This is a genomic window from Streptomyces sp. NBC_01445, from assembly GCF_035918235.1.
In the GTDB taxonomy this organism is placed as follows: domain Bacteria; phylum Actinomycetota; class Actinomycetes; order Streptomycetales; family Streptomycetaceae; genus Streptomyces.
The window spans coordinates 9,378,270-9,404,420 of the sequence record NZ_CP109485.1 but is presented as its reverse complement, the minus strand read 5'-3'; the positions used below and the strand labels follow the sequence as shown (position 1 = coordinate 9,404,420).

Below are 26,151 nucleotides of genomic sequence, written 5' to 3'. Positions count from 1 at the left end.
CCCTTCACCGCCGTCAGCCGATCTCCACCTGAATCGAGTGGTATCCGCTTGCCCCGTCCGGTACGGGGTCGGCGCGCTGCGCCGTCTGTGTCCGGCCCGTGCCATCGGTCGCGCGGACCGTCAGGCGATGCCCTCCCGAGGTCGCCTGCCAGGGATAGGACCACTGGCGCCAGGTGTCGCGGGTGTCCTCCGCCGCGAGCGTGGCCCGCTCCCACGGCCCGTCGTCGACGCGGACCTCGACCTTTTCGATCCCGCGACGCTGCGCCCAGGCCACCCCGGCGACCATGACCGTGCCGGCCTTGCGGTTCACGAAGGGCTTGGGGGTGTCGATGCGGGACTCCGTCTTGATGGGCGCCTGCTGGGCCCAGCTCCGCTTCACCCAGTACGCGTCGTAGTCGGCGAAGGTGGTGAGCTCGATGTCCTCGATCCACTTGCAGGCCGACACGTAGCCGTACAGACCCGGGACGAGCATGCGCACGGGGAAGCCGTGGGCGAACGGCAGGGGCTGACCGTTCATCCCCAGAGCCAGCATCGCGTCGCGCCCGTCCATGATGTCCTCGACCGGACTGCCGATCGTCATGCCGTCGACGGAGCGGGCGACCAGCTGGTCCGCGGGGCCGCCCTTCGACGGGGGCCTGACTCCGTTCTCGGCGAGCACGTCGGCGAGGCGTGCGCCGATCCAGCGGGCGTTGCCGATCAGGGCGCCGCCGACCTCGTTCGATACGCAGGTGAGGGTGATGGCGCGCTCGATGAGCGGCCTTCGCAGCAGGTCGTCGAAGGTCAGGGTGACGGGACGGGTGACACCCTTGCCGTGGATCCGCAGCCGCCATTTCATGGCGTCCACCATGGGGACCACCAGCGCGGTGTCGACCCGGTAGAAGTCCTTGTTCGGTGTGGTGAACGCGCCGATGCCGGGGATCGCCAACTGGGCGCCCGCCGGCGTGGGTTTGCCCGGTGACGCCGGAACGGGCAGCTTGACGCCGTTGCGTGAGCCCACGGCGTTCTCGTCCTGCGTGCCGCGCGAGGCCCGGGACAGCAGTCCGGCGGCGGTGGAGACGACGGCGGCGGTCGTCGCGAGTGTGATGAACCCTCGCCGGTCCCATCCGGGTTCGGTGCTGCCCTCGGGTGGCTCCTCGGTCAGCGTGGTCCGCGCCCGGCCGGTGAGCGCGTACAGGAGCCAGGCACCCACCAGTGCGCCGACGACGGACGGCACGGCGTCGGCCATGCTCGTGGAGTCGGGGCGAGTGGTGGCCGCGAGTGCGCCGATCACGCCGAAGATCAGGACGCCGGCCGATCCGGCGCGGCGGTGGCGGGTGGCGACGAGGCCCAGGACCACCGCGAGGAGGGCCAGCACGGCGACGATGCCGAGCTGCAGAACGAGCTTGTCACTCGTGCCGAAATTCCGGATCGCCCAGTCCTTGACAGGGGTCGGCGTGCGGTCGATCGCCGCGCCTCCCACCGCCACCACAGGGCTCGCCTGGGGACGGGTGACGGCCGCCGCCAGTTCGGCGGCGGCCAGGGCCGCGTAACAGGCCAGCAGTCCGCTCAGCGCGCCGAGGAGTGCGCGCCGCCGTGCAGCGCGCCGCCCCCAGAAATTCCGGTTCTCGCCCGCTCCAGAAATGGGGAAACCTTCCTCGCGGCCTGTGCGCCGCACCCTCGAGCTTCGTCAGCCCGACCATGCTGTAGGCGATACCGCACGCATTCAAGCGGACATGCGTGAGCGTACGGGCGCAAATGCCGCGGCAACGCGTCAGGCCGCGTTGCCCCTGAGTCCCCTCCCCTGCCGGTGCCTGCGGACGATGTCCGCGTAGCGGTGGCCGCTGCCCTTGATGGTGCGTCGCTGCGTCTTGTAGTCGACGTGGACGAGGCCGAAGCGCTTGTCGTAGCCGTAGGCCCACTCGAAGTTGTCCAGGAGGGACCAGGCGTAGTAACCCGCGAGCGGTGCCCCCTTGCGGGCGGCGGAGGCGCAGGCCGCGAGGTGGCCCTCCAGGTACTCAGTGCGTCCGGGGTCGTCGACGGATCCGTCGGGCCGTACGACATCGGGGAAGGCCGAGCCGTTCTCGGTGACGTAGAGCTTGCGGGCGCCGTACTCGTGGGTGAGGCGCAGGAGCAGGGTCTCGATGCCGCTCGCGTCGATCTCCCAGTCCATGCCGGTGCGCGGGACGCCGAGGCGGCGCACCTCGCGGGCGTGCGGGGCGGGTCCTGTGGGGTCGTCGGCGACGACGGCCGGCATGTAGTAGTTCAGGCCGAGCCAGTCGAGCGGGACGGCGATTGTCTCCAAGTCCCCCGTTTGTTCGGGGAGTTCGACCCCGTAGACGTCGCGCATGTCGGCGGGGAAGCCGCGGCCGTGGACGGGGTCGAGCCACCAGCGGTTGGTGTGGCCGTCCATGCGGTGGGCCGCTGCGGCGTCCTCGGGGCGGTCGGTGGCGGCCTGGACGGTGGACAGGTTGTTGACGATGCCGATGCGCGCGTCGGGTGCCGCGGCGCGGATCGCCTGGGTGGCGAGGCCGTGGCCGAGCAGCAGGTGGTAGGAGGCGCGGACAGCGGCGGTGAGGTCGGTGACGCCGGGGGCCATGCGGCCTTCGAGGTGGCCGATCCAGGCCGAGCACAGAGGTTCGTTGAGGGTGGCCCACTGGGTGACGCGGTCGCCGAATCGCTCGGCGACGACGGTGGCGTAGTCGGCGAAGTGCTGCGCCGTGTCGCGCTCGGGCCAGCCGCCCCGGTCCTGGAGGGTCTGCGGGAGGTCCCAGTGGTAGAGGGTGACGGACGGCTCGATGCCGGCTTCGAGGAGGCCGTCGATCAACTGATCGTAGAAGTCGAGGCCCTTGGCGTTGACGGGGCCGTCGCCGCCGGGCACGATCCGCGGCCACGCCAGCGAGAGCCGGTAGGCGTTGGTGCCGAGCTGCTTCATCAGCGCGATGTCCTCGCGCCAGCGGTGGTAGTGGTCGCAGGCCACGTCCCCGTGGTCGTCGCCTGCGACCTTGCCGGGGGTGTGCGAGAAGGTGTCCCAGATCGAGGGGGCGCGGCCGTCCTCGGCGACGGCTCCCTCGATCTGGTAGGCGGAGGTGGCCGTGCCCCAGGCGAAGTCCTTCGGGAGAGCGGCGAAGTCGATGGGCTTGGACACTGACGTCCTTTCGGGCGAGGGGTCGGCGGCACGGTCCGGTGCACTGCTCACTTCACGGCCCCGGCGGTCAGACCGGCGACGAGGTAGCGCTGGAGCAGCAGGAATCCGGCGACCACGGGGATGCTCACGACGAGTGAGGCGGCCATGATCTGGTTCCAGTACACGTCGTTCTGGGTGGAGTAGTTCTGGAGGCCGACCGCGAGGGTGCGGGTGGTGTCCGTCGTCAGGACGGAGGCGAAGAGCACTTCTCCCCAGGCGGTCATGAACGCGTACACGGCGACCGCGACGATGCCGGGGATCGCCGCCGGGACGACGACGCGGAACAGCGCCTTGAGCGGTCCGCAGCCGTCCACCATCGCGGCCTCGTCCAGGTCCCTGGGGACCGATTCGAAGTACCCGATGAGCATCCAGATCGAGAAGGGCAGGGAGAAGGTGAGATAGGTGAGGATCAGTCCGCCGCGTGAGCCGAACAGGGCGATCCCGGTGGACTGGCCGATGTTGACGTAGATGAGGAACAGCGGCAGCAGGAAGAGGATGCCGGGGAACATCTGCGTCGACAGGACCGTCACCGTGAAGACGCGCTTGCCGCGGAACTGGTAGCGGCTGACCGCGTAGGCGGCGAAGACGGCGATCACGACCGAGCAGACCGTGGCCGCACCGGCCACGATCAGCGAGTTCAGGAAGTACTTCGCCAGCGGGACGGTCTTCCAGATGTCGAAGTAGGGCCGGATGGTGAGCCCGCTGGGCATCCAGCGGAACTTGCCCGATACGTCCTCCAGCGGTTTGAGCGAGCTGGAGATCATGACGTAGACGGGCAGCAGGACGAAGCCCGTGAGCAGGGTCAGGAAGATCCTGCGGGACCAGATGAAGGAGCGCGGGGACGCCATCGGCGAGCGCGGAGCGCCGCGGGAGACGGTGGGGCTAGCCACGGGAGACCTTCCTCCCTCGTGAGGTGAGCACCAGGTAGATCCCCGTCACCAGGAGCAGGAACAGCAGCAGGAGTACGGACATGGCCGCGCCGGTGCCGAAGTTCCAGGTGGCGAAGGACGACTGGTAGATGTGCACGGAGATGAGGTCGGCCGCCTCGGGCGCCGCCCTGCCGAACAGCACGAAGGGTGTGTTGAAGTCGTTGAACGTCCACAGGAACAGGACGAGTACGAGCACCTGGTTGACCGGGCGCAGCGAGGGAATCGTGATGCGCCGGATCTGCTGCCAGATGCCCGCGCCGTCCATGGCTGCGGCCTCGTAGAGCTCCTTGGGGATGTTCTGGAGCCCGGCCATCACGATCAGGAAGGCGAACGGCCAGCCCTTCCAGACCGAGACGGTCAGCAGCGCGAAGAAGCTGTTGTCGCCGATGAGCCAGAAGGGATGCCCGCCGGTGAGGCCGAGCTGGTCGTGGAGCACGTGGTTGACCAGGCCGTTGTCCCTTTGGAACATGAACGCCCAGGTGATCACGGCCGCGTAGACGGGCAGTGCGTACGGCACCAGGAACAGGGTGCGCAGGAAGCCGCGGCCGGTGAACGTCTCCTGCATGAAGACGGCCGCCGCCGTGCCGAGGAGCCAGCACAGGCCGACCGACATGAGCGTGAAGACGCAGGTGATCCAGAACGAGTGGAGCAGGGCCTTGCCGACGGGTGCGTTGAAGTCGACGGCCACGTCGAAGTTGCCGAGGCCGGCCCAGGGAGCCGCGCCCCAGTCCCGCAGATAGAACTGGGTCAGTTCCTTGAACGCCATGAAGAAGCCGATGGCGATCGGCAGCAGGTGGACGAGGATCTCGAGCAGCAGCGCGGGGAGCAGCAGCAGGTACGGAAGTCCCAGGCGGCGGATGCGCCCGGGGCGGCGCGGCTTGCGCGTCGCCCCGGGTGTGTCCTCACGCACCGCCGGATCCCCCTTCGGGGAGTTCACGATGGTGGTCATGGGCACATCGCTCACTGACTGGCCATCTGCTGCTGAGCCTTGGTCAGCTCGGCCTTGACGTCAGCCGTGGAGAGCTTCTTGCCGTTCGCCGCCTGGGCGAAGAGGTTCTTGACAGCGGTGCCGACCGAGGTCTCGAACTGGGACTCGTCCGACACCTGGGGCAGCGCGGTGGCGCTGGTCGCGAGGGTCTCGCGCAGCACCTTGAGCTCGGGCCGGTCGAACGCCGGGTCGCTCTGGGCGGCCTTGACCGGCGGGATGGAGCCGTAGGTCTTGCAGAGCAGCTTCTGCTCGGCGTCGCTGGTCATGAACTTCACGAACTTCATGGAGCCGTCGATGCTCTTCGTGTTCTTGAAGACGGCGAGGTTGATGCCCGCCACCATCGAGTTGGTGGCCTTGCCCGCGCCGGGCGCACCCGACTGGACCGGCACCGGGGCGACGCCCCACTCGTCGTCCTGCATGCCCTGCGACTTGAACGTGGTGGCCGCGGCCTGCCACAGGACCATGGCGGTCTTGCCCTTGGAGAAGTCGCTGAGGGACTGGTTCTTCGCGTACTCGGCGTTGCCGGGCGCGATGATCTTGTTCGTGGCCATCATGTCGACGTACTGCTTGACGGCCGCGACCGCCGCGTCGTTGGTGAAGTCGGCCTTGCCGTCCGCGGTGAAGAAGTCGCCGCCGTGCTGCTTGGCGAGGACGAACACCTGGTGGATGTTGTTGGAGAGGTTGGAGCCCTCGGCGCCGAGTCCCCACTTGCCGCCCTTGGATATCTTCGCGCCGTCCGCGGTGAGTTCGTCCCAGGTCTTCGGCGGCTCGGTGATGCCGGCTTCCTTGAACATCGCCTTGTTGTAGTACAGGGCGTACGCCATCGAGTAGAGCGGTACGGCGGCCGGGTCCTTGCCCTGCGCGCCGGTCGAGCCGAGCGCCGACTCCACGAAGCGGTCCTTGCCGCCGATCTTGTCGAAGTTCTTCTGGTCCCACGGGACGAGGGCGCCGGTCGCCTGGAGCGAGGACGACCAGGTGTTGCCGATGTTGAGGACGTCGGGGCCCTCACCCGAGGTGGTCGCCGTGAGGATGCGGGTGAGCAGGTCGGACCAGGGGACGACCTCCAGCTTGACCTTGATGCCGGTCTGCTTCTCGAACTTGTCGAGTTCGGGCTGGAGGATCTTCTTGTCCGCCTCGACGTTCGGCCCCTGGTTGGACGCCCAGTAGGTCAGGGTCTTGGGCGACTCGTTCGATCCCTCGTCGGATGAACCCCCGCCGCAGGCGGTCGCAGCGGCCAGCAGGGAGACGACGACCGCGCTACTGGCGAGTGCTCGAATTCTTTGCATGGCTCCAGGTGTCCCTTCCTCAGGAGCGTCCAAGCCGGGGCGCGGGTCTGCAGGCCGAAGCGCTCGGCGTTCAGTTCCTGAAGTCACCCACGACTTAATTTAGGCTGTGAGTTAAACCGCGCGGAAAGGTCGCGTCAAGGGTTTGGGCAGGGGTACCTTGCGTCTGTCGCAGGTCAGGAAGGAGCCCAGATGGATCGGCGGAGCAGACGCACGGTGAGTGACCTGCGCAGAGCCAACCGAGCAGCGATACTGCAACAGTTGTATTTCGACGGCCCGACGAGCCGCCAGGCGCTCGGCCCGCTCACGGGACTGAGTTCAGGATCCGTCAGCAACGTGGTGGCCGAACTCGCCGCCGACGGGCTCGTGGAGGAGGCCGGCAGCCTGGACTCCGACGGCGGCCGGCCGCGCATCCTGCTCCGCGTCAGCCCGCACAGCGGCAACCTGATCGGCATCGACGTCGGCGAGACCCGCGTCCGCGTGGAGGTCTTCGACGTGACCCTCACCGAACTCGCCCGCGCCGACATCCCCTTGACGGGCGACGGGTACGACGTCGCCGTCGTCGTGGAACACATCCGCAGCGGCATCGAGCAGGTACTCGCCGAGGCCGGCGTACCGGCGGACGGCCTTCTCGGGATCGGGATCGGCGTTCCCGGTGTCGTCGAGCGGATCCCCGAGTCCGGGGCCGTCGTCCACTGCCAGACGATCGGCTGGGACGCGGTCCCGTTGGAGGCGCTGCTACGGGCTTCCTCCCAACTCCCGTCCACAGTCCCGTACTTCATCGACAACGGCGCCAAGACGCTAGGGCAGGCGGAGATGTGGTTCGGCGCCGGGCGCGGTGCGCGCAGCGCCGCGATCGTCCTCTTCGGCACCGGGGTCGGCGCCTGCCTTTTCGCCGATGGGAGGGGGCGGGCGCTGGAGTGGGGCCATCTGACGGTGCAGGCCGGCGGGCGGACGTGCCGGTGCGGCGCGCCGGGCTGCCTGGAGGCGTATGCGGGGGCCGAGTCCGTACTGGAACGGTGGCGCGAGGCCGGTGGGCAGCCGCCCCGAGGAGTCGACGAGGAGACCCAGTTGACGGCGCTGCTCGCCGCCGCGTGCCCGACGGACGGGACCGATCCCGACCCGGTGGCGTACGAGGTGATGGCGAAGACGGCCGAGTACCTGGGCGCCGGGCTGTCCGACCTGATCAACCTCTTCCAGCCGGAGCGCATCCTGATCGGCGGCTGGGCCGGGCTGCAGTTCGGCTCCCGCTTCCTCGACGACGTCCGGAAGCACAGTACGAAGTACGCCCTGTCCTACCCGGCCGGAAGGGCCACCATCGAACTGGGCAAGCTGGGCCCCGACGCGGTCACGGTCGGCGCGGCGACCCTTCCCCTGGAGGACTTCTTCGCCCGCGGCGGCCGCCGCGACGCCCCGGCCCAGGAGCCGGCACCGCCCGCCTGGCGCACGGCACTTGAGGGCCGCGTTCTCGGGTGACCCGTGCCCGGCCCCCTCGTCACGTAGTGGCCGACCGGTGCGCGAGGTCTTGCAGCAGCGCCACCGCCTCTTCCGCCCGCTCGTGCGGGACGAAGAGGTGGTCATGGTGGAACCCCGCCACGACGTTGCAGCTCAGGCCCGCGATGGCGAGCTCCTGGGCGACGGCCGCGGTCAGGCCCACGGCCTCCAGCGCCGAGTGGACGCGCAGGGTGATCCACCCCGCCACGTAGTCGTGGGCGAGACCTGCCGCGTCGGCCTCCTCCAGCGGGACCACCAGCGTCAGGGCCTCCCGCTCGGCGACGGTCACCACCGGGGTGACGCCGGGCGGAATCGCGCCGTCGACGGTGGTGAAGACGTAGCGCCCGGGGTTCAGCTCCGGCCGCATGCCGCTCAACAGGGTCCGCAGATCCCTCTCACCACTCATGATCACCAGGGTAGGCGGACCGCCCCCTCGCGCGCGCCCCGAGGTCACGCCCCCTCATAGAATCCTCTCGCGCCTTCTTGCCAGGTGATGTCGTGGATTTTCACGTCCATATCAAAATCTTGCGCACACTTATGGCGATCAGCCCATCGGGCGCCCTAGCCTCTGAGCGTTCGCAGTGTTCCCACGAGCGACAAGGACCCCTTCCGTGGTGCACCCCCCGAGAAGTCACCTGTTCAGACATGGCATGTTCACGACATTAGTCATGGCGCTGACGGTGTCAGGAACGGCCACCGCCGTCGCGCTCTCCACCTCCGCCCCCGCGGCCAGGGCCGCAGCGGTCCAGGCCCCCTCCCCGCTCGACGTCAAGGACCGCGGCGCGGCCGTCCCCTTCAAGGAGCAGGAGGCCGAATACGCCGCCACCAACGGCTCGTTGACCGGCCCGGACCGTATCTACGGCAAGCTGCCCTCGGAGGCGTCCGGCCGTCAGGCGGTCACGCTGGACGCCGTCGGCGAGTACGTCGAGTTCACCCTCACCGCCCCGGCGAACGCGATGTCGTTCCGCTACTCGCTCCCGGACAACGCGGCGGGCACCGGCCGGGACGCGACGATCGACCTCAAGGTCGACGGCAACCAGCTCAAGAGCGTCCCCGTCACCTCCAAGTACGGCTGGTACTACGGGGGCTACCCGTTCAACAACAACCCGGGCGACACCAACCCGCACCACTTCTACGACGAGACCCGGACCCTGCTCGGCTCGACGCTGCCCGCCGGCACGAAGATCAGGCTCCAGGTCGCCTCGGTCTCGGACTCGCCCTCGTTCACCGTCGACCTCGCGGACTTCGAGCAGGTCGCGGCTCCGACCGGCAAACCGGCCGGAGCGCTGGACGTCGTCGGCGACTTCGGCGCCGACCCCACCGGCGCCGCGGACTCGACCGCCAAGATCCAGGCGGCCGTCGACGCGGGAAAGGCGCAGAACAAGGAGGTCTACATCCCCGAAGGCACCTTCCAGGTCCGCGACCACATCGTGGTGGACAAGGTGACCCTGCGGGGCGCGGGCCCCTGGTACAGCGTCCTCACCGGACGTGACCCCTCGGACCGCAGCAAGGCGGTCGGTGTCTACGGCAAGTACGCGGCGCAGGGCGGCAGCAGCGGCGTCACCCTCAAGGACTTCGCCATCATCGGCGACATCCGCGAGCGCGTCGACAACGACCAGGTCAACGCCATCGGCGGCGCACTGTCCGACTCCACCGTCGACAACGTCTGGATGCAGCACACCAAGTGCGGGGCCTGGATGGACGGCCCGATGGACCACCTCACCATCAAGAACAGCCGCATCCTCGACCAGACGGCCGACGGTGTGAACTTCCACCAAGGGGTCACGAACTCGACCGTCACCAACACCTTCGTCCGCAACACGGGCGACGACGGCCTGGCGATGTGGGCGGAGGCGAAGCCCAACGTCGCCGACAAGTTCACGTTCAACACCGTGATCCTGCCGATCCTGGCGAACAACATCGTCACGTACGGCGGCAAGGACATCGTCCTGTCGGACAACGTCATGTCCGACACCGTCACCAATGGCGGCGGCCTGCACATCGCCAACCGCTATCCGGGTGTCAACTCCGGTCAGGGTACGGCGGTTTCGGGCACGATCACCGCGGCGCGCAACACGCTGATCCGCGCGGGCAACAACGACTTCAACTGGCGCTTCGGCGTCGGCGCGATCTGGTTCAGCGGCCTCAACGAACCCGTCGACGCGACGCTGAACATCACCGACAGCGAAGTCCTCGACAGCTCCTACGCGGCGATCCACCTCATCGAGGGCGCTACCAACGGCCTGCACTTCAAGAACATCCGCATCGACGGGGCGGGCACGTACGCCCTGCAGATCCAGGCGCCGGGCACCGCCACCTTCGAGAACGTGACAGCCACCCACATCGCCCAGAGCAACCCCATCCACAACTGCGTGGGCAGCGGCTTCCAGATCACCCGCACCGGCACCAACTCCGGCTGGTACGCGGACCCGCCCGCCTGCACCGGCACGTGGCCCGACCCGGTGTGGACCAACGGTGGCGTGCCGCAGGGCGGCGGCGACCCGACCGATCCGCCCACCGATCCGCCGTCCGACCCGGGCAACCTCGCCAAGGGCCGCCCGGTCGCGGAATCCGGGCACGCCGACGTCTACAAGGCCACGAACGCGGTGGACGGTGACGCGGGCTCGTACTGGGAGAGCACGAACAACGCGTTCCCGCAGACGATCACCGTCGATCTGGGATCCGCCAAGGCGGTCAAGCGCCTCGTCCTGAAGCTGCCGCCCGCGGCGGCGTGGGCGACCCGCACACAGACGCTGAGCGTGTCCGGCAGCACGGACAACTCCACGTTCACGACGCTCAGGGCGTCCGCCGGCTACACCTTCAACCCGAACAGCGGCAACACGACGGAGGTCGCCCTGACCGGAACGCCGACCCGCTACCTACGGCTCACCTTCACCGACAACACCGGGTGGCCCGCCGCCCAGCTCTCCGAACTGGAGGCGTACACGGACCAATAGTGCGGGACGCCCAGGACCGGCCCCACCGACACCAAGTCAGCCCGCCGGTGGGGCCGGCAGGGGACGGTTGGGGGCCATGGCCCAGCGCACCAGCGAAGTGACGCCGCGGCCGAGCGGCCGTACGGCCACGGTGTCGACCAACGGCAGCCGCGGCAGCCGCAGTTCCGCCGCCGCCCAACTGGGCAGCAGGGAAACGGCGTTCGCGGCCAGAACGCCGTAGGGAAGGCGGGCGACCAGCGGCACCGGTGGGTTCAGGAGAAGGAAGCGGGCGGCGCCGCGCGCCTCGGGGGTCGCACGCAACTCACCCCGGTACGCCGTGAACCGTTCGGCGAGCTCCGCGCGGTTCGTCGGCGGGTCCAGTACGCCGAGCGCGGCCGCGACCCGCGCCGCGTCGGCGACATAGCCGTCGTACTCGTCGCCCGTCAGCGGCTGGGCGCCGTACCGCTGATGAGCCCGCAGGAAGCTGTCGACCTCCGCGATGTGGACCCAGCCCAGCAGGTCCGGATCCCCTGCGTGGTACGCCTCGCCCTCCGTGGTCACCCCGCGCACCCGCGCGTGGACACCCCGCACCTGGTCGCAGGCTTCCTGCGCGCCGTCGGCTGGGCCGTACGTCGTCATCGCCAGGAAGGTGCTCGTGCGCTGGAGCCTGCCCCATGGGTCGCCGCGGAAGCCCGAGTGGGCGGACACGGCGGCCATGGCGAGCGGGTGGAGCGACTGCAGCAGCAGGGCGGAGAGCCCGCCGATGAACATGGACGCGTCCCCGTGCACCGCGCGGATGGGGCGGTCCGGGCCGAACCAGCGCGGTCCGGGGGTTTCGTGGATACGGACGCGGTTCTTTGGCCCCTCCGGGCCCGCGACACGGGCGAAGAGGTTCTTTCCCAGCCGCTCCTGCACCCCGCGGCTGTCCGGTCCGGTCAGTCTCATGGTGACGTGACGTCCCTTCGGATGCGCGTGTCCAGCCTACTTTGTCCGGTCCGGGAGGTCGCGTGTATCCATCCCGGCCACCCGGGGAGACTTCGCGGCGGTGGTGCGGCAAGGATGGGGTCATGATGCAGCATTCCGGCGGCCCGGAGGAACGGCCTTGAGCGCAATGATCCGCACCGTGCCCTATCCCACCGGCAGGGAGCACAAGCCTCTCGACATCCACAACTCGCCCCAGGCCGAGGGTCCTTGTGTCCTTCTGTGGCACGGCATCGGGTCCGACGAGCGCGACGTGATGATCCCGCTGGCCCAGGGCATGGCCGAGCGGGGCCTCACCGTCCTCGTCCCCGACTGGCGTGCGGACACCCCTGACGAGGGCCGCGCGCACCTCACCGATTCGTTGCGGTTCGCCCACGACTTCGCCGGCCCGTCCCGGCAGCTGGTCGTCGCGGGCTGGTCGGCGGGTGCGGGCGCCGCATTGGGGGTGGCCCTGGACCCGGACCACTTCGGCGGCCCGAGCAGCAGGCCGCCCGCCGCGGTCGTCGGCATCGCGGGCGGCTACCGGCGCCCGGCGCGCACCACGGGAGCCGTGCCCCTCCAGGCGCTCGGGCGCGCCACGGCACGTGTGCCCGTACGCCTCGTGCACGGCACGGAGGACCCCGCCGTCCCCGTCGAGTCCTCTCGGGAAATGCACGAAGCGCTGCGCGCGCACGGCTGGGACTGCGCACTCAGCGAACAGGCCACCGATCACGCCGGGGTGCTCGGCTGCGTGTACAACCCGGTGGCGGGCCGCTGCGTGGGCGATGCCTCCGTCAGCGCCTTCGGCGAGGCGACCGCCGAGGTGGTGGCGGCGGTCGCGCGGTCGGTCTAGGGCCATTCGTCCGGATCCGGCGGCGGAGGCCATCAGACACCACTCCCCTACGGGGACGCCGTCACTGGTCGCGGCGCAGCAGGTCCTCGTACGTCTCGCGGCGGACCACCGCGCGGGCCTCGCCGTCGCGGCAGAAGACGACCGGGGGGCGGCGGGCGCCGTTGTAGTTGTTGGAGATCGAGTAGCAGTACGCGCCGGTGACCGGTACCGCGATCAGGTCGCCGACGGCAGGGGCGCGCAGCGGTACATCGCGGATGAGGGTGTCGCCCGACTCGCAGTGCCGGCCGACCAGGTCACAGGGCTCGCCGCCGCCTACGCGGGAGGTGACCGTCGCCTCGAAACGCTGGCCGTACAGCATGGGTTCGAGGTTGTCGCCCATGCCGCCGTCGACGGCGACGAGGGCGCGTGGGCGGCCCCGCTTGACGGTGACCGCGCGGTAGAGGGTGAGCGCCGACTCGGCGACCAGGGACCGTCCGGGCTCGATGATCAGCCGGGCGTTCGCCGGGAGGTGGGCGCGGGCCGCTTCGGTCAGGGTCCGTACATACTCGTCGACCGTCGGCGCCTGGTCCGCGTAGGTGTACCGGACGCCCAGGCCGCCGCCCAGGTCGTACACCGCGTGCTCGCCCAGCTCGCCGAGGGAGGCGATGGCCTCGACGGCGCGGGCGAACGGGGCGGTGTCGAGGAGCTGCGAGCCGACGTGGACGTGCACGCCGTCGAGGCGGAGCCGGTCACTGGCGCGCAGCCGGGCCGCGGCGCGCACCGCGTCGGGCACGGAGAGGCCGAACTTGGAACCGGCGTGGCCGGTGGCCATCGCCTCGTGGGTGTCGGCCTCGACGTCCGGGATGACGCGGATCAGGACGCGCTGCTCGTCCGTGACGATCTTCTCCAGGCGGTCGATGTCGTCGAAGTTGTCGATGACGATCGTGCCGGCTCCGGCGCCGACCGCCATGGCGAGTTCCTCGTCGGTCTTGGCGTTGCCGTGGACGACGAGCCGCGCCGGGTCGGCGCCCGCGGCGAGTGCGGCCACGAGTTCTCCGCCTCCGGCGACGTCCACGCCGAGCCCTTCCTCGACCATCACCCGGACGACGGCGGTACACGGGAAGGACTTCGACGCGAAGACCACTTGTCCGTTCGGCCAATGACGCTCCAGGGCGTCCACGTACTCGCGTGCGCGGGCCCTGAGAACGCCCTCGTCGACGATGACGGCGGGGGTGCCGAAGCGCTCGGCGAGGTCGTCGAGGCGGCATCCGCCGACGACCATCTCGCCGTCCGGGGCAAGATTTGTCCCCTTCGGGAAGAGTCCGACGATATCTGAGGTGGCGGTCGTGGCGCTCATGGGCGATGGCTCCTGTCCCTGGTCGGTGGGCCTATCCTGGCGGCTTCCCCCGTCGCCTTCACCGGCGTCCCGCCCCAGGAATCGAGGCCCCCGTTGTCTGATCGGACAATCCCCGACGGCCGGACCGCGGGCTCCTTGCGCCTGCTCGTCGGCTCCACCGGCCCCCTCCGCGTGCTCGCCGCACCCGCCGGCCTCGACGTCCCGGTGCGCGGCACGGTCATCCACGACCCGGGCGACCCGCTGCCCGCGGCCCCCTCGGCGCTGCTGCTGCTCGTCGGCGCGGACGTGGCCGATCCGCGTACGGGTACTGTGCTGCGGCGCGCGGCGGCGGAGGGGTACGCGGGGGTGGTCGTCAAGTGCCGTGGGCAGGAGGCGGATCGGCTGACGGCCGAGGCCGAGCGGTGTTCCGTGGCGGTCCTTGCCGCCGGCGACGCGGTCCCATGGCGGTACGTGGACGCGGAGATCGGCTGCGCCCTCGCGGCGTACGGAGTGGGTGACCTGTCCCCGTCGGCCCCTGCCGGAACCGAGGAACTCTTCGCGCTGGCCGACGCGGTGGCCGCCGTCGTGGGCGGCTCGGTCGCGGTGGAGGACCTGGACCAGCATGTCGTCGCCTACTCGAACGTCCCTGGCCAGCGCATCGACAGCCTGCGCGAACGCGGCATCCTGGAGCGGCGGGTCCCTGACGACCCGGGCCAGCGGCAGCAGTACCGCGATGTGCTGGCGGCGCAGGGCGTCGTGCGGTTCCCCCGGGCGCGCGACGAGTTGGCGCGTGCGGCGGTCGCGGTGCGGGCGGGGACCCTGCCGCTGGGGACTCTGTGGGCGATCGAGCCGGAGGGCGGCCTGTCGGAGCAGGCCGAGTCGGCGTTGCGCGACGCGGCGCGGCTGGCGGCCCCGCATCTGCTGCGCGCGCTGAACGCGACCGAGGCCGAGCAGCGCATGCGCCGGGACACCCTGCGGGCGCTCCTCGAGGGGTACGGGCCGCCGGCCGACGAGGCAGCGGGCCGGCTCGGGCTCGGCCAGGGGGAGAAGGTGTGCCTGGCCGCGTTCGCCCCCGACGAGGGCAGCGCCCTCGTCGCCCACCTGGAGTCGTCCCTGGTCCGGTACTGCGCGGCGCACCTGCCGTCGGCGACGGTGACGGCGTCGGCGCGTGCGGTGTACGTGTTGCTGACCTCGCTCTCGCCCGCCGCCGCACGGAGGTTCGCGGACGGTGCGCTGGGGACCGTACGGGCCGCGCTGGGCACTCCGGTGCGGGCCGTGGTGACGCGGGCGTACCCGGATCTGCTGCGGGCCTGTGCGCTGCGGCGCGAGGCGGACGACATTCTCCGGGCCACCGGCGGCGGCCCGGGCGACGCGCCCACGGCCACCGCCGAGGACGTACGGCATGTGGTCCTGCTGAACCGGCTCGGAGACGAGCTGCGCCGGGAGCCGTGGCTGCGACTGCCCGGGGTCGCCGCGCTGCTGGCGCACGACGGGGATCAGGGCACCGACTACGCGGCGACGGTCACGGCCTGGCTGGACGCGACCGGGGATGTCGCGAGCGCCGCCGCCGGTCTGCGGGTGCATCCCAACACCCTGCGCTACCGGCTGCGGCGGGTACGCGAACTCTTCGGCCTCGACCTCGACGACCGCGAGGTACGGCTTGCCGCATGGCTCGAACTCAGGCTTGCGCAGAGGTAGTTGTCACGATGGCCTCCTCCTCTGGAGCGCCCCGCCCACGCAGGGCGGAGTGGCGGCGGCCGAACGTCAGGTAGAGCACCGCCGCGAGCACCAGCCACACACCGAAGAGCACCCACGTGACACCCGGCAGCAGCCACGCGAGGTAGAGGCAGGACGCCGCGGACACGATCGGCACCACCGGATACAGGGGCACCTTGTACGGCCGCGGCGCGTCGGGGACGATGCGGCGCAGGACGATGACGGCCGCCGCCACGGCCACGAACGCGACGAGGGTTCCCATGCTGGTCAGGTCGGCCAGGTACTGCAGTGGTACGAACGCGGCCAGCGCCCCGACGCCGGCCCCCACGATCCATGTGTTGCCGACCGGGGTGTGCCGCTTGCGGTCGACACGGCGGAAGACCTCGGGGACGAGCCCGTCGCGGGCCATCGAGAAGAGGATGCGCGTCTGCCCGTACAGGGTCACCAGCACCACGCTGACGATGGACACCACGGCACCGGCCGACAGCAGCACGACGGGCCACCCGGCGCCCGTGACGTCGCGCAGGATCTCGGCGAGGACCGCTTCGCCCGCGTCGGCCTGCGCGCCGAACCGGCCGGCGGGCTGTGCGCCGACCGCCGCGAGGGACACCAGGATGTACAGCACCGTGACCGCTCCGAGCGTCAGGAGCAGTGCGAGCGGGATGGTGCGCCGCGGGTTGCGGACCTCCTCGCTCGCCGTGGCGACGGTGTCGAAGCCGACGTAGGAGAAGAAGACAGCGGAGGCGGCGACCCCGATGCCGGACGCGCCGTGCGGTGCGAAGTCGGCGAAGTGACAGGCGCGGAACGCGGTGAACGCCACGGCGACGAACAGCACGAGGACGCTCAGCTTGATACACACCATGACGGCGTTGAGGCGTGCGGACTCGCGCGTGCCCCGCGCCAGCAGCAGGGAACAGAGCAGCACCACGACGAGCGCCGGGACGTTCACCACTCCCCCGGCGCCGGGCGGCTGGCTGATCGCGTCGGGCAGCGTGAACCCGAAGAGCGCGTCGGTGAGTTCGTTGAGGTACTGCCCCCAGCTCACCGCCACGGTGGAGACCGCGACCCCGTACTCGAGAATCAGACACCAGGCGACCAGATACGCCGCTCCCTCACCGAGGGACGCGTAGGTGTACGAGTACGTGCTGCCGGCCACCGGGATCGCGCCGGCCAGTTCGACGTAACACAGCGCGGCGAGCCCCGCGACCACCGCCGCGACGACGAAGGAGAGCACCACGCCCGGTCCCGCCTTGGGGACTGCCGTGCCGAGCACGAAGAAGATGCCGGTGCCGACGACGGAGCTGATCCCCAGCAGGGTCAGCTGCGTCAGCCCCATACTGCGCCGCAGTCCGCCCGGCCCCGAGGCCTCGCCCTCCGCCTCGCCGATCATGCTCTCCAGCGGCTTGCGGCGGCACAGTTGACGGGCCGTCACGCGCATGAGTCCTCCTGGATGTCCCACGCCCCGCGGTGGATCGCGAGGGGCTGCGGGGGATGCTGCGGCACGCGGACCGCGCACTCAACATCGGATCCGTACAAGAGCGGCAGGACGCTTTGGCCGATACGACAGGCGTGCGAACTGCACGTCGTGTCGCCGGGGGCGCAGGTCAAAGAACAGATGAAGACGCGGGTGAAGACGCAAGTGAAAGCGCCTTCTCCGATTGGCAGTTGATGTCCGTATATGTGCTGCGATTACGGCGTTCGGGTGTTGTGGCGGGCAGGGCGGAACCAACCGGCGGCCCGGCAGCCTCCTGTCCGGCACAGACACACCGTCCGACCGTCGTGAGGAAGTGCCGTGAACTCTCCTGCCACCGTCCTGCCGACCCCCGACCGGGATGCCGACGCCGACTTCCTGCTCCCGCTGCCCGACCCGGAGCAGCGCTTGGACATCGCTCCGCCGGCCCCCTCACTCCTGACCCCCCGCGACCGGCACCGCCTCAGCCTGAACGCCACGCTCACCACCGCCGGGATCCCTCCCCACCCCGACGACATGGAGGCCATCGACGCGCTCAGCGCCCTCGACGACACCGTCGCGCTCGCCGTCCAGAGGTGGCTCGTCTCCCGCCCCGCCGCCCTGTTCGGGTGATGTGAGGCACCGGCCCTCTCCCCGCAGCGGGCGCCTTACAGCAACTGGTCCATCCGCACCTGCATCGGACGCAACCCGATGGCCTGGTAGAACGGCCGTGCCGCGGCGTTGAACTCCCACACGCTCGCGACCGGCCGCCGGCATCCGGCTCGGCGGCCCACATCACGGACGGCTTCCACCAGCGCCGCGCCGACCCCGCTCCGAGCGCTGCCGGGGTCCACGGCCAGGTGCTCCATGGAGACCACTGCGGCCGGCCGGGTGATCAGGGATCCCTCCCGCCTCTCGACGCGGCAGAACGTGTAGCCCACCACTTCGCCCTCGTCGGACTCGGCAACCAGGAGGGTCGAGGCCTCTTCCCTCAGCCAGCCCCGGAAGCGCTCCGCCATCCCTGCCTCCGACGGCTCGTCGACGAACAGGTCCGGCCGGTGCCGCGCGTGCAGCCGCTGAACCATGCCGCTCAGGCGGACCATGGCGTCGACGTCACCGGGGGAAGCCTCACGGATCCTCGTCATCACTCCATGGTCGTGGCCACCTCCCACGGCCACCAGCCGGATTCCGGCCCGGTGTGTGCCCACGTGCCTCTGCCGGGTACGCCGCAACGCCCCCGCGCCGAAAGAGCGGGAGCGTTGCGGCGTCGATGTGTCAGCGCTTCAGGCTCGACTCGGCGACGCGGGCGGCGATGGCGTTCACCTCGTTCTGGGGCAGTCCCGCCTCGCACACGATGGTCACCACGCGACCGTCGTCGAGCGTGGCCCGCCGCACCCCGACACCCAACGGCACGGACGGTTCCCGCCGCTGCTCCACTTCAAGTTCCTGCTCGGGCATGCGCGCTCCAACCCTCGACGAGAGGCCACGGTAAGCACAGCCGGGAACGCGGATCACGCCAGCCACACAGGCGCATCACACAAACGAGCCCACACGTTCCACGCAGACGGAGCACCCCGCCCGCCGGTCGTCACGATGCCCGGCGCACACCTGCGAAGACGGTGGTGGCCGAGAGCACGAACGCGTCGGGGCGTCGCAGGATGCTCTCCGGCGCCGAGTCGTCGAGCAGGACGTCGAGCGTCTTGCGGTCGTCGGCTTCCAGGGTCTCGCTCATCACGTCGCGCAGCCGCGTCAGTTGGTTGTGCAGAAACGTGCGGGCCGTCTCGCCCAGGGGCGCCGGCAGGTCGAGCAGGTACGTGAAGCTGCCGACGTCCGTGAGTCCTGCCCTGCCGAGCATCGCGGGCCAGTCCTCGACCGTGCGGGTGCTGCCTGGCAGCTCGGAGCGCATCCGCTCGAACCAGTACTCCTGCAGGGCGTCGAGCCGCGCCTGGAACCCCGGCTTGGCGATGCCGATGTCGCGGGGAAGGCAGCGCATGGGCAGTCCGCCCTCGGCGACCGCGAGCATGCCACCGGGCCGCAGCGCCTCGGTGAGCGCGGCCAGGACACCCTGCTGATCACCGATGTGGTGAACAGCCTTGCTGCTCCACATCAGATCGGCCTCGCCGAGTCCGCCGCCCGTCTGCCCGTCGGCGCCTTCCAGGTCGCCGGGCAGCTCCGCGTGCCGGATCGTCAGCCTGTCGCCGAGTCCGAGCCGTTCGGCGCGGGCCAGAGCGCGGTCGAGCAGTGCGGGCGCGCCGTCCACCGCGACGACTTCGGCGTCCGGGAAGGCCTCGGCGAGCGCGCAGGTCATCACGCCCGGGCCGCTGCCGATGTCGAGGATGCGGCGGACCTGCTTGTCCGGGCCCAGCAGTTCCGCGAGCCGGCTCGCCGTCCGCCTCAGGACCGGGAGGTGCAGATCGCCGTTGTTCTCCAGCGTGTCGGCCATGGCCTCCCAGTCGATGTCGGTGCTGTCGGAACCGTGGTCATGCCCGTGACCGTGCGCGTGGTCGTGTCCGTGGCTCTGCGCGGGATTGCTGTGAGTGCTCATGGCCAGGAGAGTGCACCCGTCACCCGTGAACGGCAATCTGTGTTGCTATTTCCGGGACAGCCGGATGAAATGCCCACATGGACGATGTGGATGACGTTGATGACGTTGACGATGTGGACAAGCCGGCGCCCTATCAAGCGGTACTCGACGAGGTCGCCCCGCGGTTGAGACGACTGCGCGACCGGCGTGGGCTCACCCTGGCGGCCCTCTCGGAGGTCACCGGCATCTCCAAGAGCACCCTTTCGCGCCTCGAGTCCGGACACCGCCGCCCCAGCCTTGAGCTGCTGCTGCCGCTGGCCGGTGCGTACGGCGTGCCACTGGACGAGCTGGTCGGTGCTCCCGAGGTGGGCGATCCCCGGGTCCGGCTGACGCCCCGCCCGATGCCGAGCGGCGGCACGTTCGTCCCCCTGACCCGGTCGCCCGGCCCGCTTCAGGCGTACAAGATGGTCATCGCCGACCGGGGCTGCGAGCCGGATCTCCGTACGCACGAGGGCTACGAGTGGCTGTATGTGCTGGATGGACGGCTGCGGCTCGTGCTCGCCGAGCACGATCTGGTTCTCGGCCCGGGCGAGGCCGCCGAGTTCGACACCCGGGTCCCGCACTGGTTCAGCAGTGCGAACGGCCGGCCCGTCGAACTCCTCAGCCTCTTCGGGAGGCAGGGGGAACGCATGCACGTCCGCGCCAAGCCTCACGGATGAGCCGCCTCCCCCAGAAGAGCCCGGTGCCCGGCACGGCTAAGGTTCTGATGTGTCGTCGTACAGCATTGGCCAGGCCGCGCGCCTGCTCGGGGTGAGTGGGGAGACCGTGCGTCGGTGGGCCGACAGCGGGCGGCTGACGATGGGGCGGGACGGTACGGGGAACCGTGTCATCGACGGTGTCGGTCTCGCGCGGTTCGCCAAGAGCCGGGCCGCGGAAGCCGATCGGGGCGCGAACGGAGCTCCGCGCACGTCGGTGCGCAACTCGTTCACGGGGATCGTGACGGCGCTCAAGGCCGACGACGTCGTGGCGCAGGTGGAGATCCAGGCCGGCCCGCACCGGATGGTGTCCATGGTGACGCGGGAGGCCGTCGAGGAGCTGGGCCTCGCCGTCGGGGTCACCGTCACCGCGCGCGTGAAGTCGACGAGCGTGCACGTCGACCGTTCGTAGCCGGCTCCTCGCGGCTCAGCAGCGCGGCCCAGAGGTCCGCGCGGTCGTAGAGCCGGGAGAGGTCACGGCCGGTGAAGTGCTCGATGCGCTGGATGCGGTAGTGGACGGTGTTGACGTGCAGGTGGAGCGCCTCCGCGGTGCGCGCCCATGAGCCGTCGCAGGCGAGGAAGGTCTCCAGGGTCTGGAGCAGAGCGGTCGCGGACGCGTTTGTCTCGTCGAGCAGGGGGCCGAGGACGGTGCGGCTGAACGCGGCGCGCACCTCGGCGGGTACGCCTGTGAGCAGCGTTTCGAGGCCGGTGAGCGAGGCCGCGTCGGTCAGGCGTGAGGCGCCGGGCGCTGTCGTACGGGCCGAGGTCAGGGCGTAACGGGCTTCGGACAGCGCCCCGTTCAGGTTCCGGGATGCGGTGGCCGGGGAGGCGATGCCCGCGTGCAGCGGGTCGGACGGCTCGCAGGCAGCGAGCAACGGCCATACGTCGGCGAGTGCTTCGCTCACGGCGTCCGCCCCGGCGATGACGGCGAAGGCGGTGCCGTCGGGGAGTTGGCCCGCGGCGGTGCCGGTGTGCGGAACGTGTGCGGCCGCCTCGGTCAGCGCGCCCTGCGCCGAGTCCTCACGTCCTGAGCCGACTTCGGCGACGACCACGTGGTACGGGCCCTCGTCGGGGAGCCCGCAGCCGCGCAGCGCGGCTTCGAGGACGGCCTTGTCGGTGTCGGGCGCGGTGAGCAGCGTGCCGAGTTCGCGCACCGCGCGGTCCTCGTCGGCCCGGCGGCGGGTCCGGATTTCCTGGCATCGTCCCAGGATCTCCGCAATTTCGTGCAGCATGCGCGGCGGGGCGTCGTCGGGGTCGGGGACGTGCAGATGCCAGCGTTCGTAGGGCGAGACCGCGTCGGTGTCGGCCTGTACGGGCAGGGTGACCGATGCCCGGCCGAACGGCGGACGGGCCCCGGTACCGGAGCTGTTGTGGCCGCTCCTCTGCGCGGGGAACGTGCCCGTCGCGATCAGGGCGGCGGCGTCACGCGTCGCGAGATCGGCCGAGGCGGTGGTGGCGGCCACGGTGCGTCCGGTCGGCGTGAGGACGTAGGCGACCGGCCTGTCGAGGTGGGCGAACGCGGCGTCGACGAGCGCGGCCGGGTCCGCCTCCTGCGCCAGGAGCCGGCTGAGCGTGGCACGCACGTTCTCGGGCAGGGCGTGGTGGCGGCTGAGCTCGCCCCACTGCTGGAGGTACACCGTGTCCGTGATGGCGCGGAACATGATGTGCGCCGGGACCGCCGCGACCGGGAGCCCGTGGCGGCGGCAGGCTTCGACGAGGTCGTCCGGGACGGCGCCGTGCGTCTCCTCCCCCGCGAGGAGCACGGCAGCGCCCGCCGTGCGCAGCGCGGAGACGAACCGGTCCGCCTTGGCCCGCCCGCTCCGCTGGGTCCACCACACCAGGCCGCTGAGCACGACCTCGGCCGGCCGCACGAAGCGGGCCGGGTCCTCGAGGTCGGTGACGGTCACGCCGCTGATCTCCTGCCGCAACTGCGGTTCGTCGGCCCAGAGCAGGCGCAGGCCGAGTGACTCGTCCCTCAGGAGATGTTCGATGTGCATGTGCGCTGACTCCCTGTGTACCCGGGGACGCAGGAAAGCGGCACCCATTTCTCACATTCGCCAGGCGAGTGCGAGTCATCGCATCGTAAATGCAAGAGCGTGTGAGCGATATGGGTCTTGGTTGAACATCCAAGGACCTGACCCTCAGAGGTGGAGATTCCGTGCTGCGAGCCAGCCGTCCGGACAGCGGTACATGGGCGCACGTCCGCTCCTGTCGGCGCCATCGGAAAGCGGGGCCCCTGCGTCCGCTCGTAAAGAAACGACCCTCAAACGACCCCGGGCATGTAGTGAAAACCGGCCGCTAGATCGTCACCGTAGAGACAGGTCCTCCTCCGAGGTGCAGCGAGGCACTCAGGAGCGGGACCGTCCGACTGTTTCCGGCAGCGGTCACAGCCTGTGGCCCATCGAACGTGCCGGCCCGACCACGGGAGCGAAGTGAGGCGATACGTGATCCAGGTGCGCGCCGTCGACGCGAAGGTCCGCGCCGAGCGCACAGGCACGCCCCCGCCCGCGCCCACCCGGTCCCTCCTGTCCTGGACGCTCCGGATGAGGTGTCGGCGGCTTGCCGCGCTCGGACGGCGTGCGGTGGCCGTGGCGACGTGCAGGTCGAACCGCGGCGGTGCGTCCACCAGGTTCAGTACGCGCACTCCCGCCTCGACGGGCGGTGCCGCGAACTCGCGCAGGAACGCGAAGCCGAGGCGACGCCGGACGAAGGGGGAGGCCGCGCCGAGTCGGTCACTTCGAGAGCGACGCGGCGCTCGATGCCGGTGATGGCGAAGGCCCGGTCGACCAGATCACGATTGCCGTAGCCGACGGGGAGGGTGATGAACTGCTCGTCGGCGAGATCGGCAAGACGGCTCCCCTGCAGCTGGACGGTGGCCGGCCGGGACGACGAGGACCATCGGCACCGAGGCGACCTGCCGCAGCGTCAGCCCCCGGGGATGCCTCCCGGGGACGCCGGGCAGGCCGCGAGGTCGAGACGCCCGGCGAGCAGGCTCTGCGCGAGTCCCGCCGCCCCGCTCGGCGACACCCGCAGGCGCAGCGCGACGTCCGGAGGCTCGGTGTGAAAGGACTCGAGCAGGCTGGGCAGATCCAGCAGCCGGACCGCCGTGAGGCATCCGATGTGCCTGGCGCCGCGCACGACTCCCGGGCCGGCCCGTAGGGCGTCGAGCGCACCGCGGGCGGCGTCGAGGGTCGCCGGCGCCTCGGGGCGCAGTGCCGCGCCCGCGGCCGTCAGCGCGAGCCGTTGCGGGGACCGGTCGAACAGCGCCGCCCCCACCTCGCGCTCCAGTCCTACTTGGGCATGGGCCTGCCCGCGATCCTGCTCGGCGTGATCATCCGGCATTCGAGCGTCGAGGCGACGATGACGGAGTTCGCCGTCGCCCTGTGCGTCGGCGCGGTCACGGCGCTACGCGTCGCGAGCGCGCCTGACGGACCAGAGGCTCGGCACGGCGCGCAGGGGGTGACACACGCGGCCCCTGGCAGGGACGAGCCTCAGGGACGCTCGGTCACCGCGAACGCGAACGGACCGTCCGCGCCGAAAGCCAGGGCGTTGAAGCGGTCGCCGATGCGCCGGTGCGTGGCGGCGTCCGGGTGGAGCTGGTCGGGCAGCGGCAGCTCGGCGAAGTCCGCCTCGCCGTACAGGTCGCGGCCGTCGAGGTAGTACAGGTTCGGGTCGTCAGCAATCCGCTGCTTCACGACACGCGCCAGCTCGTCCCGGATGACGTTGAGCGTGAGCTTCCCCGCTGCTCGCTCCGCCGGGTCGCCGACGGCCATGAACTGCAGCCTGCCCGCACTGAGGTTGCTGAAGTCCGGGGCGCTGGGGCCCGGAGTGTCCTCGTGGATGGCGCAGTAGATCGGCGACACGACCAGCAGCGGCACGGTCGGGTGTCCCTCACGGATCGTGTCGAGGAAACCGTGCACCGCCGGGGCGAACGCGCGCAGGCGCATCAGGTCGGCATTGACGATGTTGATGCCGATCTTGACGCTGATCAAGTCCGCGGGGGTGTCCCGCAGGGCACGCGCGGTGAACGGGTCGAGCAGGGCACTGCCCCCCAGACCGAGGTTCATCAACTCCACGCCCCCGAGGGAGGCTGCCAGCGCCGGCCACGTCGCGCTGGGGCTTGCGGCGTCCGAGCCGTGGCTGATCGAACTGCCGTGATGCAGCCACACCTTGCGCCCGCTGTCCGGCATGCGCTCGACCGGGGCATCGGCACGCAGGGCGACCAGCTCGGTGATCTCGTTGTACGGCAGCCAGATCTCGACGTCCTTCATGCGGTCGGGCAGCCCGGTGAACCGCACGGTGCCGATGGGTCCGGGCTGCGTCTCCCTGGTGCCTGTGGTCATGTCCACCGTCTGTACGTTGCCGCCGGTGACACCGGCCTGCGCGGCCAGACGGCCGTCGACCAGCAGGTCGTACACGCCGTCCGGACGGGGCGGAGCGCCCTTGAAGGCCATCTTGGTCCGGAGCGCGTCCAGCTCGATGACGGTGGCCCGGGTGCGGAACACCAGCCGTACGCCGGAGGGTTGGGCCTCGGCCATGGCCAGTTGTGCGTCGGAGCACTGTGCGCGGGCCCGCGCGGGCAGCCGGTGCGGGAGCACGCCGTGCTCGGAGCGCTCCACCTCGTACGCGCCACGCACGAGGTCCGCGGTGACGGAAGTAGTGGTCCAGTTGTCATTCATGTGCATTGCCTCAACCTGTTGATCAATATGCCTGTGGGGCTGCTCGGGCTCACCGATAGGGGTCGGCGCGGGACCGCGGTCAGGGTGCGGGCCAGTTCCGCAGCGTGGCGTCGAGGGAGTCGAGGATCCGCGACCAGCTTTCCTGCGAGTCGGGTGCGCTGTGCCTGAAGCCCCCCTGCGTCTCCAGGCTGACGTAGCCGTGGAAGACGCTGCCCAGGAGTCGGACCGCGTGGGTCTGGTCCGGCTCCGTGAGGTCGTAGCCGCGCAGGATCGCCCGCATCATCTGTGCGTGCCGGACGCCTGCGCTGGCGGCGGCCGTCTCCGGGTCGAGCCGCAGCTGGGCTGCCGCGTAGCGACCGGGGTGTTCCCGGGCATAGTCGCGGTAGACATTCGCGAAGGCGGCGAGGGCGTCCTTGCCCGCACGCCCGGCGAGCGCCGCGGCGCCCCGGTCGGCGAGCTCCTCCAGGGCGAGCAGCGCAATCCCGGTCTTGAGTTCCTGGGAGTTCTTCAGGTGCGAGTACAGGCTCGCGACCTTGACGTCGAACTGTCTCGCGAGCGCAGAGACGGTCACCTTGTCGAACCCGACCTCGTCGGCCAGCTCGGCGCCGGCTCGGATCAGGCGTTCCCTGGTCAGCCCCACACGCACCATAACCTTCACCCCAATCAACGAAATCGATTATGCAGTTACCTAAGACCTTTAGGCAAATCCGCACCCAACTTAGGTAACGCACGCGAGGAAGTGGGCGGCCCGCAGGGCGGATCGCCACAGCGGCGCGTCGCCCGGCCGATCGGGGGCGGGAGTGGTGGCATGGGCCACGTCATTACCGGTCGCGTCCTTGGGTAGGCGGCCGGATGATCGTCTGGGTGGGCCCGCTCATCCAGGCAGGACCGAAGAACAGCGACACCTGGGAGGTAGCAATGTCCTCGAAGCGACGGCGCAAGAAGAAGGCTCGCCGCAAGCACGCCGCGAACCACGGCAAGCGCCCCCAGTCCTGAGGGAACTCGCCGGACGGGTCAGGGGCGGCGCCGGACGGCGCCGCCCCTGACCCGTTTCGCTCACACCCCTCCGGCATTCGTGTAACCCGCGCGAGCGCTGACCGGGATCG

25 protein-coding genes are annotated in these 26,151 nt (G+C 70.5%); 8 read left to right on the top strand and 17 right to left on the bottom strand.

Going from position 1 to position 26,151, the window contains the following annotated elements:
* Window positions 1-13: 13 nt before the first annotated feature.
* The 5 genes from OG574_RS42885 to OG574_RS42865 form a co-directional block, all read right to left on the bottom strand.
* The gene (locus OG574_RS42885; RefSeq protein WP_398377608.1) at window positions 14-1,621 is read right to left on the bottom strand and encodes a molybdopterin-dependent oxidoreductase; all 1,608 of its coding nucleotides are present in this window, start codon (window positions 1,619-1,621) and stop codon (window positions 14-16) included.
* Between the two features lie 129 nt (window positions 1,622-1,750).
* A complete protein-coding gene (locus OG574_RS42880) occupies window positions 1,751-3,124 on the bottom strand; it encodes a GH1 family beta-glucosidase (protein WP_326777638.1) in 1,374 nt (457 codons plus the stop codon).
* Between the two features lie 47 nt (window positions 3,125-3,171).
* Window positions 3,172-4,011 carry a carbohydrate ABC transporter permease gene (locus tag OG574_RS42875; RefSeq protein ID WP_100594671.1) on the bottom strand — a complete coding sequence of 280 codons (840 nt, stop codon included), beginning with the start codon at window positions 4,009-4,011 and terminating at the stop codon, window positions 3,172-3,174.
* Window positions 4,012-4,045: 34 nt separating this feature from the next.
* Window positions 4,046-5,041 carry a carbohydrate ABC transporter permease gene (locus OG574_RS42870; RefSeq protein ID WP_100594475.1) on the bottom strand — a complete coding sequence of 332 codons (996 nt, stop codon included), beginning with the start codon at window positions 5,039-5,041 and terminating at the stop codon, window positions 4,046-4,048.
* Between the two features lie 11 nt (window positions 5,042-5,052).
* Window positions 5,053-6,366: an ABC transporter substrate-binding protein gene (locus OG574_RS42865; protein WP_326777637.1), complete on the bottom strand. Its 1,314-nt coding sequence runs from the start codon at window positions 6,364-6,366 to the stop codon at window positions 5,053-5,055.
* 189 nt (window positions 6,367-6,555) lie between these two features.
* On the opposite strand from OG574_RS42865, the gene OG574_RS42860 reads away from it, so the two are divergent.
* Complete coding sequence (locus tag OG574_RS42860) at window positions 6,556-7,839, top strand: ROK family transcriptional regulator (RefSeq protein WP_326777636.1); 1,284 nt, start codon at window positions 6,556-6,558, stop codon at window positions 7,837-7,839.
* Window positions 7,840-7,858: 19 nt separating this feature from the next.
* Here the strand turns inward: OG574_RS42860 and OG574_RS42855 are convergent, their stop codons facing one another.
* The gene (locus tag OG574_RS42855; protein WP_326777635.1) at window positions 7,859-8,263 is read right to left on the bottom strand and encodes an ACT domain-containing protein; all 405 of its coding nucleotides are present in this window, start codon (window positions 8,261-8,263) and stop codon (window positions 7,859-7,861) included.
* A 244-nt stretch (window positions 8,264-8,507) separates the two neighbouring features.
* Between OG574_RS42855 and OG574_RS42850 the strand changes: the two genes are divergently transcribed.
* Window positions 8,508-10,814, top strand: coding sequence for a discoidin domain-containing protein (locus tag OG574_RS42850; RefSeq protein WP_326777634.1), 2,307 nt, complete (start codon window positions 8,508-8,510; stop codon window positions 10,812-10,814).
* Between the two features lie 36 nt (window positions 10,815-10,850).
* Here OG574_RS42850 and OG574_RS42845 read toward each other — a convergent pair whose 3' ends face one another.
* Window positions 10,851-11,738: an oxygenase MpaB family protein gene (locus OG574_RS42845; protein WP_326777633.1), complete on the bottom strand. Its 888-nt coding sequence runs from the start codon at window positions 11,736-11,738 to the stop codon at window positions 10,851-10,853.
* A gap of 166 nt (window positions 11,739-11,904) precedes the next feature.
* On the opposite strand from OG574_RS42845, the gene OG574_RS42840 reads away from it, so the two are divergent.
* The gene (locus tag OG574_RS42840) at window positions 11,905-12,606 is read left to right on the top strand and encodes an alpha/beta hydrolase (RefSeq protein ID WP_398377606.1); all 702 of its coding nucleotides are present in this window, start codon (window positions 11,905-11,907) and stop codon (window positions 12,604-12,606) included.
* A 61-nt stretch (window positions 12,607-12,667) separates the two neighbouring features.
* Here OG574_RS42840 and lysA read toward each other — a convergent pair whose 3' ends face one another.
* Entirely contained in the window at window positions 12,668-13,942 is a 1,275-nt protein-coding gene (gene lysA / locus OG574_RS42835; RefSeq protein WP_326777631.1) for a diaminopimelate decarboxylase, read from the bottom strand.
* A 93-nt stretch (window positions 13,943-14,035) separates the two neighbouring features.
* Between lysA and OG574_RS42830 the strand changes: the two genes are divergently transcribed.
* Entirely contained in the window at window positions 14,036-15,619 is a 1,584-nt protein-coding gene (locus OG574_RS42830) for a PucR family transcriptional regulator (protein WP_326777630.1), read from the top strand.
* Here OG574_RS42830 and OG574_RS42825 read toward each other — a convergent pair.
* A complete protein-coding gene (locus tag OG574_RS42825) occupies window positions 15,600-17,075 on the bottom strand; it encodes an APC family permease (protein ID WP_326777629.1) in 1,476 nt (491 codons plus the stop codon). The genes OG574_RS42830 and OG574_RS42825 overlap by 20 nt on opposite strands.
* Window positions 17,076-17,429: 354 nt before the next feature.
* Between OG574_RS42825 and OG574_RS42820 the strand changes: the two genes are divergently transcribed.
* Entirely contained in the window at window positions 17,430-17,720 is a 291-nt protein-coding gene (locus OG574_RS42820) for a hypothetical protein (RefSeq protein ID WP_326777628.1), read from the top strand.
* Between the two features lie 35 nt (window positions 17,721-17,755).
* On the opposite strand, the gene OG574_RS42815 is transcribed toward OG574_RS42820, so the two are convergent.
* The 3 genes from OG574_RS42815 to OG574_RS42805 form a co-directional block, all read right to left on the bottom strand.
* Window positions 17,756-18,232 carry a GNAT family N-acetyltransferase gene (locus OG574_RS42815; protein WP_326777627.1) on the bottom strand — a complete coding sequence of 159 codons (477 nt, stop codon included), beginning with the start codon at window positions 18,230-18,232 and terminating at the stop codon, window positions 17,756-17,758.
* Window positions 18,233-18,362: 130 nt separating this feature from the next.
* Complete coding sequence (locus OG574_RS42810) at window positions 18,363-18,545, bottom strand: hypothetical protein (RefSeq protein ID WP_100594486.1); 183 nt, start codon at window positions 18,543-18,545, stop codon at window positions 18,363-18,365.
* A gap of 130 nt (window positions 18,546-18,675) precedes the next feature.
* The gene (locus OG574_RS42805) at window positions 18,676-19,632 is read right to left on the bottom strand and encodes a class I SAM-dependent methyltransferase (RefSeq protein ID WP_326777626.1); all 957 of its coding nucleotides are present in this window, start codon (window positions 19,630-19,632) and stop codon (window positions 18,676-18,678) included.
* A 77-nt stretch (window positions 19,633-19,709) separates the two neighbouring features.
* Between OG574_RS42805 and OG574_RS42800 the strand changes: the two genes are divergently transcribed.
* Window positions 19,710-20,330 (top strand): helix-turn-helix domain-containing protein, encoded by a 621-nt coding sequence (locus tag OG574_RS42800; protein ID WP_326777625.1) that lies wholly within the window; start codon window positions 19,710-19,712, stop codon window positions 20,328-20,330.
* 49 nt (window positions 20,331-20,379) lie between these two features.
* Window positions 20,380-20,778 (top strand): TOBE domain-containing protein, encoded by a 399-nt coding sequence (locus OG574_RS42795; protein ID WP_100594488.1) that lies wholly within the window; start codon window positions 20,380-20,382, stop codon window positions 20,776-20,778.
* Here the strand turns inward: OG574_RS42795 and OG574_RS42790 are convergent.
* The 5 genes from OG574_RS42790 to OG574_RS42775 form a co-directional block, all read right to left on the bottom strand.
* Window positions 20,732-22,363 (bottom strand): PucR family transcriptional regulator, encoded by a 1,632-nt coding sequence (locus OG574_RS42790; RefSeq protein WP_326777624.1) that lies wholly within the window; start codon window positions 22,361-22,363, stop codon window positions 20,732-20,734. The genes OG574_RS42795 and OG574_RS42790 overlap by 47 nt on opposite strands.
* A gap of 634 nt (window positions 22,364-22,997) precedes the next feature.
* Window positions 22,998-23,231, bottom strand: coding sequence for a LysR substrate-binding domain-containing protein (locus OG574_RS52870; protein ID WP_442816949.1), 234 nt, complete (start codon window positions 23,229-23,231; stop codon window positions 22,998-23,000).
* Window positions 23,232-23,291: 60 nt separating this feature from the next.
* Entirely contained in the window at window positions 23,292-23,708 is a 417-nt protein-coding gene (locus OG574_RS42785; protein ID WP_326777623.1) for a hypothetical protein, read from the bottom strand.
* Window positions 23,709-23,857: 149 nt separating this feature from the next.
* Complete coding sequence (locus OG574_RS42780) at window positions 23,858-25,051, bottom strand: GDSL-type esterase/lipase family protein (protein ID WP_326777622.1); 1,194 nt, start codon at window positions 25,049-25,051, stop codon at window positions 23,858-23,860.
* A gap of 73 nt (window positions 25,052-25,124) precedes the next feature.
* Window positions 25,125-25,694, bottom strand: coding sequence for a TetR/AcrR family transcriptional regulator (locus OG574_RS42775; RefSeq protein ID WP_326777621.1), 570 nt, complete (start codon window positions 25,692-25,694; stop codon window positions 25,125-25,127).
* Window positions 25,695-25,897: 203 nt separating this feature from the next.
* Here OG574_RS42775 and OG574_RS42770 point away from each other — a divergent pair, with 203 nt between their 5' ends.
* Window positions 25,898-26,041: a 50S ribosomal protein bL37 gene (locus OG574_RS42770; RefSeq protein WP_159032477.1), complete on the top strand. Its 144-nt coding sequence runs from the start codon at window positions 25,898-25,900 to the stop codon at window positions 26,039-26,041.
* The last annotated feature ends 110 nt before the right edge of the window (window positions 26,042-26,151 follow it).